This is a genomic window from Kribbella sp. NPDC058245 (assembly GCF_042882005.1).
In the GTDB taxonomy this organism is placed as follows: Bacteria; Actinomycetota; Actinomycetes; order Propionibacteriales; family Kribbellaceae; genus Kribbella.
This window is the reverse complement of the sequence record NZ_JBHVWY010000007.1, coordinates 212,951-225,967: the sequence shown is the minus strand read 5'-3', so window position 1 is coordinate 225,967 and position 13,017 is coordinate 212,951. Positions and strand designations below refer to the sequence as shown.

Annotated in this window: 13 protein-coding genes; 8 read left to right on the top strand and 5 right to left on the bottom strand. The window is 67.9% G+C overall.

The features are described 5' to 3' along the window. Window positions 1-19: 19 nt before the first annotated feature. Together ACFVWG_RS18845 and ACFVWG_RS18840 are read right to left on the bottom strand one after the other, a co-directional pair. Complete coding sequence (locus tag ACFVWG_RS18845; protein ID WP_391544582.1) at window positions 20-724, bottom strand: HAD family hydrolase; 705 nt, start codon at window positions 722-724, stop codon at window positions 20-22. Window positions 725-737: 13 nt separating this feature from the next. Next, window positions 738-2,054: a CPBP family intramembrane glutamic endopeptidase gene (locus tag ACFVWG_RS18840; protein WP_391544581.1), complete on the bottom strand. Its 1,317-nt coding sequence runs from the start codon at window positions 2,052-2,054 to the stop codon at window positions 738-740. Between the two features lie 100 nt (window positions 2,055-2,154). Between ACFVWG_RS18840 and ACFVWG_RS18835 the strand changes: the two genes are divergently transcribed. From ACFVWG_RS18835 to ACFVWG_RS18805, 7 genes are all read left to right on the top strand, one after another. After that, on the top strand, window positions 2,155-3,120 hold the full coding sequence (locus tag ACFVWG_RS18835; RefSeq protein WP_391544580.1) for a Dyp-type peroxidase: 966 nt from the start codon (window positions 2,155-2,157) through the stop codon (window positions 3,118-3,120). A 31-nt stretch (window positions 3,121-3,151) separates the two neighbouring features. After that, the gene (locus tag ACFVWG_RS18830; protein ID WP_391544579.1) at window positions 3,152-4,711 is read left to right on the top strand and encodes an ATP-dependent DNA ligase; all 1,560 of its coding nucleotides are present in this window, start codon (window positions 3,152-3,154) and stop codon (window positions 4,709-4,711) included. Beyond that, window positions 4,704-5,381 carry a class I SAM-dependent methyltransferase gene (locus ACFVWG_RS18825; RefSeq protein ID WP_391544578.1) on the top strand — a complete coding sequence of 226 codons (678 nt, stop codon included), beginning with the start codon at window positions 4,704-4,706 and terminating at the stop codon, window positions 5,379-5,381. Before ACFVWG_RS18830 ends, ACFVWG_RS18825 begins: the two co-directional genes overlap by 8 nt. Before the next feature lie 36 nt (window positions 5,382-5,417). Next, the gene (locus ACFVWG_RS18820; RefSeq protein ID WP_391544577.1) at window positions 5,418-6,869 is read left to right on the top strand and encodes a phosphatase PAP2 family protein; all 1,452 of its coding nucleotides are present in this window, start codon (window positions 5,418-5,420) and stop codon (window positions 6,867-6,869) included. Window positions 6,870-6,878: 9 nt separating this feature from the next. After that, entirely contained in the window at window positions 6,879-7,748 is an 870-nt protein-coding gene (locus tag ACFVWG_RS18815) for a phosphotransferase (RefSeq protein WP_391544576.1), read from the top strand. 409 nt (window positions 7,749-8,157) lie between these two features. Then, complete coding sequence (locus ACFVWG_RS18810; protein ID WP_391544575.1) at window positions 8,158-8,823, top strand: alpha/beta fold hydrolase; 666 nt, start codon at window positions 8,158-8,160, stop codon at window positions 8,821-8,823. 32 nt (window positions 8,824-8,855) lie between these two features. Next, window positions 8,856-9,626, top strand: coding sequence for a phosphotransferase family protein (locus ACFVWG_RS18805; protein WP_391544788.1), 771 nt, complete (start codon window positions 8,856-8,858; stop codon window positions 9,624-9,626). Here ACFVWG_RS18805 and ACFVWG_RS18800 read toward each other — a convergent pair. Further along, window positions 9,623-10,285 carry a Type 1 glutamine amidotransferase-like domain-containing protein gene (locus ACFVWG_RS18800; RefSeq protein WP_391544787.1) on the bottom strand — a complete coding sequence of 221 codons (663 nt, stop codon included), beginning with the start codon at window positions 10,283-10,285 and terminating at the stop codon, window positions 9,623-9,625. The two genes, ACFVWG_RS18805 and ACFVWG_RS18800, sit on opposite strands and share 4 nt — an antisense overlap. A gap of 92 nt (window positions 10,286-10,377) precedes the next feature. On the opposite strand from ACFVWG_RS18800, the gene ACFVWG_RS18795 reads away from it, so the two are divergent. Then, entirely contained in the window at window positions 10,378-11,250 is an 873-nt protein-coding gene (locus ACFVWG_RS18795) for a helix-turn-helix domain-containing protein (RefSeq protein WP_391544574.1), read from the top strand. Window positions 11,251-11,304: 54 nt separating this feature from the next. On the opposite strand, the gene ACFVWG_RS18790 is transcribed toward ACFVWG_RS18795, so the two are convergent. Both ACFVWG_RS18790 and ACFVWG_RS18785 read right to left on the bottom strand, forming a co-directional pair. Beyond that, window positions 11,305-12,114, bottom strand: coding sequence for an LLM class flavin-dependent oxidoreductase (locus ACFVWG_RS18790; RefSeq protein ID WP_391544573.1), 810 nt, complete (start codon window positions 12,112-12,114; stop codon window positions 11,305-11,307). Next, complete coding sequence (locus tag ACFVWG_RS18785) at window positions 12,114-12,941, bottom strand: alpha/beta fold hydrolase (RefSeq protein WP_391544572.1); 828 nt, start codon at window positions 12,939-12,941, stop codon at window positions 12,114-12,116. The genes ACFVWG_RS18790 and ACFVWG_RS18785 overlap by 1 nt, the downstream gene beginning before the upstream one ends. Between the last annotated feature and the right edge of the window lie 76 nt (window positions 12,942-13,017).

Below are 13,017 nucleotides of genomic sequence, written 5' to 3'. Positions count from 1 at the left end.
AGTTGTCCCTGTCTAGTTCCTAGCCCTGGTTCCAGCTGTCGAGCAGTGGCAGCAGCTCGGCCAGGCGGTGCACGGTCGCGTCCGGGGTGCCCTCGGTGTGGCCGATCTGGCTGGCCGGGATCGCGCTGTGCGGGATGTGCGCCGCCCGCATGCCGACGTTCTGCGCGCCCCAGACGTCGTCGAAGAGCCGGTCGCCGACGAACAGGCAGGCCGCGGGGTCAGTGACCCCGACCGCCTTCATGGCCGCCAGGAACGCCTCCTGGTGCGGTTTCGTGTACGGGATCTCGCTCGTGTACACCGCGCCGTCCAGCAGCTCCAGGACGCCGTCACGGGCGAAGATCTCCTCGTGCCGGCGCCGCGACCAGATCGTGTTCGACAGCACGCCGATCTTGAGGCCGCGCTCCCGCAACCCACGCAGCGTCTCCAGTGCGTCCGGCTCGAGGATCGTGTGCGGATGCCAGCCGCGCTCGTACTCCGCGTGAGCGGCCTCGGTCATCTCCACCTGAGCGAGCAGACACACCTCTTCGAGCGTGCTGCTCAGGTGATGATCGCGCGAGCGCATCCAGATCGAGTGCTCGGCGTCCACCAGACGCTTCGCCACCTCATCGGCACGCTCCTCGTCGATCAGCACCGCCACCGACCGCCACAACGCGCGCAGGTCGACGTCGTGCCAGGTCGCCAGCGTGCCACCCCAGTCGAACAGAACAGCCTCAGTCTTCGTCACGCCGGCAACCCTGTCAGACAGCTCCGACAGTTCGCTCCTGGTTTTCGCTGACCCTGGCGATCCGCTGCCGTTTCGCCAACCAGGTCACGGTAAACAGCACGAACGCGAGGCTCGGAATGTCGGACAGCAGGATCGTCCACGGCGCGCCGCCTTGGTCGGCCCAGTCGTCCAGCCCACCGAAAGCAGCCGGTAGCAGGAACGCGAAGAAGTTGTTCAGCACGTGCAGCGCGATCGCGGCCTCCAGTCCCCCGGTTCGCACGGTCAGCCAGCCGGCCAGGACCGCGAACAGAAAGATGTCCAGCATGGCCCAGCCGGTATACCCGTGGGCTGAGACGAACGCGGCTCCGCCGATCACGATGCCCGGCCAGGGCGAGCGGAACAGCACTCGCACCCAGCGGGCCCGGCCCTCTGCACGGTCGGGGCCGAAGGAACCGATCGCCTGGATGAGCCAACCGCGGAAGATGAACTCCTCAGCAGTCGCCTGGAACGGGACCAGGAAGACGACGAGCAACAGCGGTACGACGAACTTGGCGAATCCGATCCAGGAACCATTGTCCGCCGTACCGTCGTCTCCCGGGACGACCTGGTCGACCAGCAGTCCGAGGCCGAAGCTCACAACGACGTACCCGATGGCCGGCAGGCAGCACCAGGCCAGCCAGCGCCAGCGGATGCGGTTCAGGACAGACGCCACGCTCCAGGCCGGACGACGCTGGACGAGCCAGGCAGTCAGCGGAACGAGCGGGGTCAGCACGCCCAGCAGGACGAGGTTCAGGGCGAGGTCTTCGGTGGGGTTGCCGAAGATTTGGGTGCCGTCGCTGCTCAGTGACGGCTCCGCTCCACCCAGGAGCATGTGGATGCCATACCAGATACCGAAGACGAGGAGCGAGGCGAAGAAGACAGCGATGCCCAGCGTCATGGTCCCCACCACGGGACGCCACGCGGCATGTTTCGGTGTCCGCGCGAGGCGGTGGAACGGCGTACCGGGTGGAGCCGCCACGATCCGCGGACCCTTGGGCACCGGCTGCCACTGCGGCCCTGGCCAAACCTGCTGCTGGTGCCCCGCCGGGTAACCCGGAGGCTGCTGGTACGGCGGATAGCCGGGTGGCTGCTGATATCCCGGGTAGCCCTGGACAGGCGGGTACGGCGGGGGCGGCGGCGGGTAGGCGGGCTGCTGCGGGTATCCCGGCGGAGGTGGGTAGCCCTGCACCGGCGGATATCCCTGGGGAGGTGGATATGCCTGCGGCGGCGGGTAGCTCTGAGGCGGTGGATACTGCCCGGGCGGGGCCTGGGGCGTGTCCTCGGGGCGCGGCTCGCCTGAGTGCGGGTGCATGCAAGGACTCTAGAAGATCGGCCCAAGCGCAGTAGTCCGGTTCCCGGCTGTAAGGATGGGCCTGTGGCAGGTCAGGTTCAGGTCGGAGGAGAGCGCTGTGGTGACTGATCCAACCCCGGGACCGGCAGCAGCGACGCGGGCGTTGCCGCAGTCGGTGCTGACACCGCTGACCGGCTCGGCCATCTTCCTCGTCGTACGGATCGAGGACGGTGGCGAGGAGACTGCGCGCGACCTCCTCGAGCGAGTCAGCGGGCTGACGCGGTCGGTCGGCTTCCGGGTCCCGTCCGGCGGCTTGTCGTGTGTTACGAGCATCGGCTCGGACGTGTGGGACCGGCTGTTCAGCGGTCCGCGGCCGAAGGAACTGCACCCGTTCATCGAGCTCAAGGGCGCGACCCATCACGCGGTCTCGACGCCGGGCGACCTGCTGTTCCACATCCGCGCCGGTCACCTCGACCAGTGCTTCGAGCTCGCTCGCCAGATCATGAACATTCTGGGCGATGCCGCCACGGTCGTCGACGAGGTCCACGGCTTCAAGTACTTCGAGATGCGCGATCTGCTCGGCTTCGTCGACGGTACCGAGAACCCGGCCGGCAGCGAGGCAGAGGACGCCGTACTGATCGGTGCCGAGGACCCGGCCTTCGCCGGCGGCAGCTATGTGATCGTGCAGAAGTACATGCACGACATGAAGGCGTGGAACTCCCTCACCACCGAGCAGCAGGAACTCGCCATCGGGCGGACCAAACTCGACGACATCGAAATGGACGACGACGCCAAGCCGTCCAACGCGCATATCGTCCTGAACGTCATCGAAGATGCCGACGGCAACGAGTTGCAGATCCTCCGGGACAACATGCCGTTCGGCCGGATCGGCACCGAGGAGTTCGGCACCTACTTCATCGGCTACGCCAAGTCCCCCGCCACCACCGAACTGATGCTCCGCCGCATGTTCATCGGCGAACCCGAGGGCAACCACGACCGCATCCTCGACTTCTCCACCGCCGTCACCGGCACCAACTTCTTCACCCCCGCCACCGCCTTCCTCGACGATCTGCCGCCGCTGCCCTGAAACTGTCGGTGGGGTGGGTAAGACTGGGTTCATGTTGCTCACCGAGGTGGTCGAGACGTCAGCGGCGCTGGCCGGGACCCGGTCGCGGCTGAAGAAGGCCGAGTTCATCGCCGCGCTGCTGTCCCGCGCCACTGAGCCGGACGAGACCGCGATCGTGGTGACGTACCTGTCCGGCGAGCTGCGCCAACGTCGTACCGGGGTCGGGTGGCGGACGTTGATGGATGCGCCGGCTCCGGCGGCCGAGCCGTCGCTCACGGTGGAGGCGGTCGATCGGGCGTTCGCTGAGCTCGCGGAGATCTCCGGCGCGGGCTCGCAGGCGCGGCGGCGGGAGGCGGTCGACGCGCTCTTCGGTCTGGCGACTGAGGCTGAGCAGACGTTTCTGCGGCTTCTCGTGGGTGGCGAGCTCAGGCAAGGCGCGCTGGACGGCGTGATGGCCGACGCGGTCGCGCGGGCAACTGGGATCCCGCTCGACAAGATCCGCGCCGCGACCATGTTGCGCGGATCGGCGGCTCCGGTCGCGGTCGCCGCACTGACCGAGGGTGCGGCGGGGCTCGCGCAGTTCGGGCTGCAGGTCGGTCAGGGCGTGCAGCCGATGCTGGCGCAGTCCGCGACGACAGTGGCCGAGGCCTTTGCCAAGACCGGTACGCCGGCCGCTCTCGAGTGGAAGCTGGACGGGATCCGGATCCAGGTGCACCGCCACGGCGATGACGTCGTCGTCTACACGCGGACACTGGACGACATCACGGCTCGCGTGCCAGAGGTGGTGACAGCGACTCGAGCGCTCGATGCTCAGCAGGTAGTCCTCGACGGCGAGCTGATCGCGTTGCGACCAGACGGCCGACCGGAGGCGTTCCAGGTGACCGGCTCCCGTACGGCGACTCGGTCCGCGACTGGACCCGAGTCGGTGCCACTCACGCCGTACTTCTTCGACATCCTGCACCAGGACGGGCAGGACCTGCTCGGACTCGACGGTGCCGAGCGGCACGCCTGGCTGAGCAAGCTGATCCCCGCCGAGCGTCGCATCCCGCGCCTGGTGACGAAGGACGCCGACGAAGGGCAGCAGTTCTTCGCCGAAGCAGTACGGCGGGGTCACGAAGGCGTGATGGTGAAATCACTGACCGTCCCGTATGAAGCTGGTCGGCGCGGCTCGGGCTGGGTGAAGGTAAAGCAGACCCACACCCTCGACCTGCTGGTGCTTGCCGCCGAGTGGGGCCACGGCCGCCGTACCGGCTGGCTGTCGAACCTGCACCTTGGTGCACGCGACGAGACGACCGGCGAGTTCGTCATGCTCGGCAAGACGTTCAAGGGTTTGACCGACGAGTTGCTGCGCTGGCAGACCGAGCGGTTCCAGGAGCTGGCCGAGCGACAGGACTCCTACACCGTGTACCTCCGGCCCGAGGTCGTGGTGGAGATCGCGTTCGACGGCGTGCAGAACTCGCCACGCTATCCGGCCGGGATGGCGCTGCGGTTCGCCCGCGTGTTGCGTTACCGCGAGGACAAGACACCCGATCAGGTCGATACGGTGCAGACAGTGCGCGCGATCCACGAGGGCTTCGACGCAACCGACGGAGAAGGTGAGCCGGATGAGTGAAGACCCGGATGTGCAGACACGACGGATCGCCCGCGCGGGCCTGGACCGTGAGGACCCGACCGGCTGGTTCGAGGACCTGTACTCCGCCGCCTCCGAAGGCCGGGCCGTCGTCCCCTGGGACCGCGGCACCGCCAACCCGCTGCTGACGGAATGGTTCGAGGCCTCCGAGCCGAACGGCAACGGGAAGACCGCGGTCGTCATCGGCGCGGGCACCGGATGGGACGCCGAGCTCGTCGCCGACCACGGCTACCAGACCACGGCCTTCGACATCTCCCCCACCGCCGTCGACACCGCACAGCGCAACCATCCAGACTCCCAGGCCCAGTACGTCGTCGCCGATCTCCTCAACCAACCGGCGGACTGGCACCACGCGTTCGACCTCGTCGTCGAGATCTACACCGTGCAGGCCTTACCGATCAGCCTCCAGCCGACCGCCGTACAGAGGGTCGGTGAGCTCGTCGGCCCCGGCGGGACGCTCGTCGTCATTGCCTCAGCCCGCCGTGAAGGTCAACCTGATGCTGAGGTCGAGGGTCCGCCCTGGCCGTTGACCAGGGCAACCATCGAGTCCTTCGCCGCCGCCCCGGACCTCCGGCTCATCGAGGTCGATGAATCCCCCAGCCCCAGCGATCCCACGGCCACCCGCTGGCGAGCGGAGTTCCTCCGCGACTGAGTCGGTTCTGTAACACGGGCGATCTACGCTCCGGTCGTGAACTCTGACCTGCCGCCCAGGAAGTTCGCCGTGCGGATGCGGTTGCCGATCGGGCTGGTGTTCGCCTTCGTGGCGCTGTACCTGCTCGCGGTCTGTACTCCGTTCGGCCAGACCTTCGAAGACTCCCTGCTCCGGGGATACAGCAGCGACACGTGGCTCGGCGAGATCCAGTACTCGATCGGCCCGCCACCGATCCGCGGCGAGGAGCTCACCTTCGTCGTGGGTGTCGTCCTGATCGCCCTGGCCGCGCTCGTACGTCGACGCTGGTGGCTCGCCGCCGCGAGCGTGTTCGTGCCCGTCGCCACCGCGGCGACCACCTTCGCCCTCAACCGCTTCATCCTGCCGCGCCCCAACTTCGCCGACCCGTCGCAAGGGCTGATCGAAACCAGCTTCCCCAGCGGCCACGTCGCCATCACGGCGGGCATCGTCGGCGGTGCGATCCTCGTCTCCGGTCCACGGACCCGCCGGTACGTCGCTGCCGTCGGCATCCTCTGGCTCGCCTTCATCGCGGCCGCCGTCCAGAACCTCGGCTGGCATCGTGCCAGTGACGCGCTCGGCGCGACCCTCCTCGCCTGCCTCTGGTACGCCGTCGCCGTCCGGCTGATGCCGAGCGCAAGCCAACCGGAGGCAGGGCCACGGCCGCTCGGCCTGGTGCCTGTCGTCGCGATCGCGGCCGTCGGCGCGATCCTGGGCTCAGGACGGTACGGCTACGCCCTCGAGGGGATCCCCTTCGCACTGCTCGGTATCGCCTGCGCGGCCTTGCTCTGGTTCACCGTCAACTGGCCAGCAGCTCCGCTCGTGCGAGGACGGGCGCCGTGGGTCCCAGCCGCTGGCGTCGTGGTGGTGACGCTGGTGTTGGCGATCGTCGCTGGCGGAGGCGTCGGCTACTGGCGCGAGCACTCACCGGTTCACGTTGAGGCCGGTCCGGAGCCCGCGCTGATCACCGGCCCCGGAGCTGCGGGCAAGGGAATCACGTTCGGCAAGCCAGGTGCGAAGGCGGCCATCGACATCTGGCTGAACTTCGACGACCTGGGCGCCGCGGAGTTCGAGCAAGCGAACGGCCAAACACTGGACGCGCTGCTGCAGGACGGCACCGCGACCGTGACCTACTGGCCGCTCAACTCGAACGGGGTACGGCCACAGGTATCGCACCTGTTCGCGGTGGCCGCCGCGAACGGCAAGGGCCGCGGCTTCCTCCGTGCGTACTACGACGACTTCGCCAAGGCGTGGACCGACCACCAACTCATCGAGCTCGGCGACAAGCTCGGCGTGCCCGAGGGCAAGTTCGCCGCAGAGCTGACCTCGAACTCGTACGCCGCCTGGCTCAACAGCGTCACCGATGCCTCCTACAAGTTCCCGCTCGAGCACTCCCCCGCGGTCTTCGTGAACGGCAAGCAACTGCTCACCGATGCCGTCACCCCGACCAGCCTCAAGTCCGCCATCGGATAGCGTCGGAGCATGACGTCGACCTGGAGCCGAGTCGCGCGGCTCGACGTCGGCGCGGTCGTCCAGGAGGTCGCGGATCGGACCGGCGTACGGCTCGAAGTCGAAGGGCTGTGCTCCGGCGGCGAGGTCGGTGCCGCCTACGTGCGCTGGGACGACGGCCGTCGCTCGGTGCTGAAGTGGCGGCCTGGAGTTGACGTGAAGGACTACCAGGCCGGCCCGCTGGCCGTATCCGAGGCGGCCCGGCGAGCCGGGCTCCCCGTCCCGCGCACCGAGCTGGCGGTGCAGCTCGAATCCGCCGTCGCGACGGTGCAGGAACTGTTGCCCGGTGCACCGATCGCAACCCTCGACCAGAACCTCCTCGGCCAAGCACTCGACCTCAACCAGAGCCTTCGCGGCCTGCTCATCGATGAGCTCGAGATCCCAAGCCTCGACCTCTACCTCACCGTTGACGGCCCAGGCTTCTGCCTCCACGGCCCCTTGAGGTCACACAACTCCCGTACGGCGCGCCTCGACGACTGGATCACGGCCGTCGGAACCGCCCATCCCGGGCCGGTCGCCGGGGATGACGCCGTCCACGTCGACTTCCATCCCGGCAACCTGCTCGCACTCGACGGCCGGCTCACCGGCATCATCGACTGGGACGGCGCCGGCCGTGGCGACCATCGCCTCGACCTCGTCACCTTGCGCTTCGGCCTGCACAGCGAGCAGCAGGACCCGGCCGTTGTCGCGCAGCTCGACGCGATCCTTGACGAGGTGCCGCCGGATGTCCTCCGCCCACTCTGGGCGCACATGAGTCTGCGGATGACCGATTGGGCGATCCGCCACTTCACGCCGGCCGACGTCGAACACTGGCTCACGCTCGCCGAATCTCGCCTCGACTAGCGCCGCCCCTCCCCACCCCCCACACCACAACGTCCGAACGACCGGAGAGCCCGCCTCCAGTTTTTCGGACGTTAACCACCATCCCGCCGTGACGTCCGAACGACCGGAGAGCCCGCCTCCGGTTTTTCGGACGTTACGGCGAGCTGGGGACGGCGGGTTGGTTGCGTCGGGTTTGCGGAGGATGGCTGCCGTTATGTGGCAGCAGATCCACGCAAAGCGTGCGGCAGGCCGGGGTTCGGCCGCATCGGGGGGCGCGGTTCAACAACCCCCAACGTCCGAAGAGACGCCGGCCGGCGTCTCTTCGGACGTTATGGCGGCAGGCCGGATTTGTGATGCTTTTCGACGGGAGTGGATCCACGCAAAGTTTGCTGCGGGGCGCGTTGACCGGGGTCGTGCCTAGGATGGCGCGGTGAGATTCGTGATGGTTCCAGGCGGTTGGCAGGGTGGCTGGGTCTTCGATGAGGTCGCTAAGGAGCTTCGCAGCGCGGGCCATGAGGTCGAGGCGGTGACACTCGCCGGGTTGGAGGCGGACGGTCCTGCCGACCCCCAGCGCGTGCCCAATCTCGATGACCACATCGATCAGGTCGCCGAGCTCATCGAGAGTAGTGACGACACGCCGATCGCGTTGTGCGGACACAGCTACGCCGGGATGGTGATCGCCGGGGTCGCCGATCGGCTCGGCGACCGCCTCGAGCATCTCGTCGTGATCGACTCCTACGTCCCCGAGGACGGCGACTCCTGCTGGTCCCTGACCAGCGACCCCTTCCGCGAGATGTTTATCGCCGGCTCCCGTACCGACGGCCGCTGGGTGACCGTTCCCGAAGGGCTCGACCCCCGCGCTCGGCCGCATCCCCTCCCGAGCTTCGTCCAGTCGGTCAGGCTTCGCGGCACCACGAACCCGTCGTACCAGCGCACCTATATCAGCGGCGGCGTGTGGCCGGGCAGCCCGTTCCTGGAGCTGACCGAGCGGCTGCGCAACGACCCCGACTGGAAGGTTCACGAGATCGCCGTTGGGCACAACATCGCCCGCCATGATCCGCTGAGTCTCGCAGCCGTCCTGAAGACCTTGGCGTAATTGCCGTGACGCCGGTCGCTGTCACCGCGACAATGGCCGACGTGGATGAGGTTCAGGTTGTTGTTGCCCATAGCGAACGCGTGACGCTGCGCGTCGGCGAGGTCTTCGTGAAGATCGACTCCGAACAGCGCAACCTCGACATCGAGGTCGAGGCGATGGCGCTCGCGCCGGTCCCGACCCCGACGATCCTCTGGCGACAACCGCCCGCCCTCGCGCTCGCAAAAGTCCCCGGTACGGCGCTCGGCGTGCTCGGCGTGCCGTCACCCCACTCGCCAGCGGCGTGGGCCGCAGCGGGCGCTGCCATCCGCAGACTGCACGACGCCCCACTTCCGCCCTGGACCGGCCGGCGGACTCTCGACGAGATCACCACCCGCCTCGATATCGAATGCGAGTGGCTCATCTCGAGCGGCGCTCTCCCCGCCGACCTGGTCACCCACAACCGCGAGATCGCCCAGGCCGCGCTCCGCCCCTGGTCCCCCGCCTTCACCCACGGAGACCTGCAGATCACCCACGTCTTCGTCGACGACCACGACGAGGTCACCGGCATCATCGACTGGTCCGAGGCCAGCCAGGGTGACCCCATGTTCGACCTGGCCATCCTCACCCTGGGACACGAGGATCGCCTGGCCGAGGTCGCCGTCGGCTACGGTCCCGGCATCGATCACGACGTGGTCCGCGCCTGGTGGTCTCTCCGCAGCCTCAGCGCCTCTCGCTGGCTCATCGAGCACGGCTTCGACCCCGACTCCCCCGGCTGCGAGTTCGACGTCCTCCGAGCCCGAATGAACGAACCCCGCGAGGGCTAAGCAGGGAAGGCTTTCCAGTGGCCTTCGGAGATGATCTCGACGGTGTCGTCGACCACCTTGATGGCGGTGTCGTCGTCGATCGCGTAGGCCGGGGCGGCTAGGTCGGCGGCCCAGCTTTCCGCGTCGGCCATGGTGTTGTTGGGCATGAGTTCGTGGTCTAGGTGCGGGTAGATGGAGAAGTCGACGACCCCGACGCCGCGGTCGTCCGGTGCGGCGGGCCAGTTGACGAAGCTGTCACCGATGCGCGGGGTCAACACCATGCTGCCGGCGCTGAGCCCGACCCAAACGGTGTCAGTCAGCGACGGGATGACCTTCGAGAGGCCGGACTCCTGCATCCAGTGGTAAAGGAACGTCGCGTCGCCGCCGTCGACCAGGAGCACGTCGGCCTCTCGGACCCAGGGAACCCAGCGTTCCTCGCCGATGCTGGGCAGGGCGGTGAGCTCGAGGACGCCCACGGATGCCCAGCCGAGGCTCGTCAGGAGGAACGGAGGCTCGCCGGCGACGGTGCGTCGCACGGTGGCGGGCCCCAGCATCGGGTGGCCCCAGTGCCCCGTGGGGACGAGGAGCGCGTTGGACTCGGAGATCGGCTTGCCCAGCAGATCTTCCAGCGCGTCGCGAATGCTCGCGTTGGTGATGCCTCCGGACGTGAGTAGCAGCATCACAACATCTCCTGAACTTCGTCGGTCACAGCAGAGCCATCATGGCAGAAGTCGATGGGAACATGTGTTCGATAATGATGTAGAGTAGCCGTATGGCGGGGCAAGGTGTAGTGGGGCCGACGGCTTTGCGGATGCTGCTGGGCAGTCATCTGCGGCGGTTGCGTGAGCGGGCGGGAGTGAGCCGGACCGACGCGGGGTGGGCGATTCGGGCGTCGGAGTCGAAGATCAGCAGGCTGGAGCTTGGGCGGGTCGGCTTCAAGGAGCGGGACGTCGAGGACCTGCTGAGTCTGTACGGCGTGACTGAGGCGCGCGAGCGGGATCGCCTGCTCGAGTTGGCGCGGGAGGCGAACAGTCGCGGCTGGTGGCATCGGTACGGCGATGTCACGCCGGACTGGTTCGACGCGTACCTCGGACTGGAGGCGGCCGCTGAGTTGATCCGGACCTACGAGATCCAGTTCGTGCCCGGGCTGCTGCAAACAGCGGAGTATGCGCGTGCAGTAGCCGGGCTGACGGCCGGGGCTCCTCGGGACAAGGACGAGATCGAGCGGATCGTCACGCTGCGGACGCGACGGCAGCGGGTGCTCGATCGCGATCCGCCGCTCAAGTTGTGGGCAGTGGTCGAGGAGGCGGCGTTGCGGCGGCCGATCGGCGGCACTGAGGTCTTGCGGGAGCAACTGACCTCGTTGCGCGAGGCGGTGCACCAGCCGAACATCACCTTGCAGATCATGCCGCTCGCCGAGCCCGGGCACGCCGCGACCGGCGGCGCCTTCAGCCTGCTGCGGTTCCCGCAGCGAGACCTTCCGGATGTCGTCTACCTGGAGCACCTGACGAGCGCGCTCTACCTCGACAAACGCGACGACGTCGAGACCTACACCCAGATCCTCGATCACCTGGCCGCGTTCGGTCCCCCACCGCAGCAGACCGACGCCCAGCTCACCGCGCTGCTCGATCGCCTCAACCACTAAAGCGCGCCAATCGCCTACCACTGGGCAGCTACCACTGCACACTCACCGCCGCTCTCACCACTGGGGCCCGGCCGCGATGATCGCCTGCACGTCGGCCAGTGACAGCGACGCGGGATCGACGTCGGTCAATCCCCAGGTCGCGCCAGCCTCTTCAAACGGCCGCGGGTCCATCTCTGGCTCCAGCGCCACCACCACATCGAATCCTTCCGGCAGCGCGTCCTGGCCGAAGATCGCCCGCAGCCGATCCGTCGCCACTGCCAGTTCGTCGGCCGTCTGCAGGTTCACCGGGAAGAACCCGTCGTACTGGGCTGCTCGAAGGATCGGTTTGCGCGTCCCCGGGAACCCGGCCGCCCAGATCGGCACCTGCCCCTGCGCCGGCCGCGGCAGGAACCGCACGTCGTCGACGCGATAGTGCTTCCCCTCATGCACGACCGGCTCACCGCTCCAGCCGGCCCGAAGAATCCCTAGCGACTCGTCCAACTGCTCAGCGCGGACCCGATCCTCCACAGTCTCACCAGTCCGCGAATACTCGCCCGCGAACCGATCGCTGCCCAGCCCCACGCCCAACGTCAACCGTCCGCGGCTCAACACATCCAGCGTCGCGGCTTCCTTCAGCAGTTGCACCGGCCGGCGCCGCGCCACGGGAGTTACCATCGGGCCGATCCGCAGCCGCTCGGTCGCGCACGCCATCGCGGCGAGCGTGATCCAGGGGTCGGCGACTGCCTTGACCGGCTCACGCCAGAAGAGGTGATCCCAGACGAAGAACCCATCCCAGCCGGCCCCCTCGGCTGCTGCCGCCAGTCGGGCGACCACGATCGGATCCGCCAGTTCGTCAAACAACGGCAACCACACCGCGGCCCTCATCAGCGCACCGCCGTATGCGAGGCCAGCGTGGTCACGAACTCGTCCCACAACGGTTCCGGGATTCCATGCCCGGCACCCCGGATCACCACCAGCTCCCCAGCCGGTACGGCGTCCCGGATCGCCTCCGCATGCGGTAGCGAGAAGTACGGGTCCTTGTCCCCGTGCACGACGAGCACCGGCATGGTCAGGTCACCGAACCCGCCACCCTTCGGCCCGTCGAAGGTCATCGCAAAGGGGTTCGTGAGCGACGCCTCGAAGTTGGTCGCCCGGGCCACGTCCGCCCGGACCAACGCCTCTGCCGCCTTCTCGTCAAAGACTCCTGCTGATTCCGCCTCCATCGAGCGAACCACGTACTCCACGACCGCGTCCGTGTCGGCGAAGTCCGGCGTACTCAACTGCGGAAGGTCGCCGGAGGGCGGCGGCAGGTCGTCGTCCCCGGTAGTCGTCGAGACGAAGGTCAGCGACGCAATGCGCGATGCGTAGTCGACGCCGATGATCAGACCAGTGCCGCCGTTCATCGACTGCGCCACCACGTGTGCACGTTCGATGCCGAGTGCGTCGAGCAGACCCACCGCGTCAGCAGCCAGGTCGCTCATCGCGTACGGCGGTTCTCCCACCGGATAGGTGGTCGAGCGGCCGGTGTCGCGCTGGTCGTAGCGGATCACGTAGCGGCCGTGCTCGGCGAGCGTCGTGCAGAAGGCGGTCTCCCACCAGAGCATCGACGCCGAGGCGCCGTGGATCAGCAGCACGGCCGGGTGAGCCGGGTCGCCGAACGTCTCGGCGCACAGCGTCACTCCGTTGACCTGGAACAGCTCTTCTGTCGTCATGAGTGAGACGCTACGGCTCTCAGGAGGTCGCGAAAAGCGATTGCTTCCGATCGAAGCAATCGCCCTTCGCGATCAA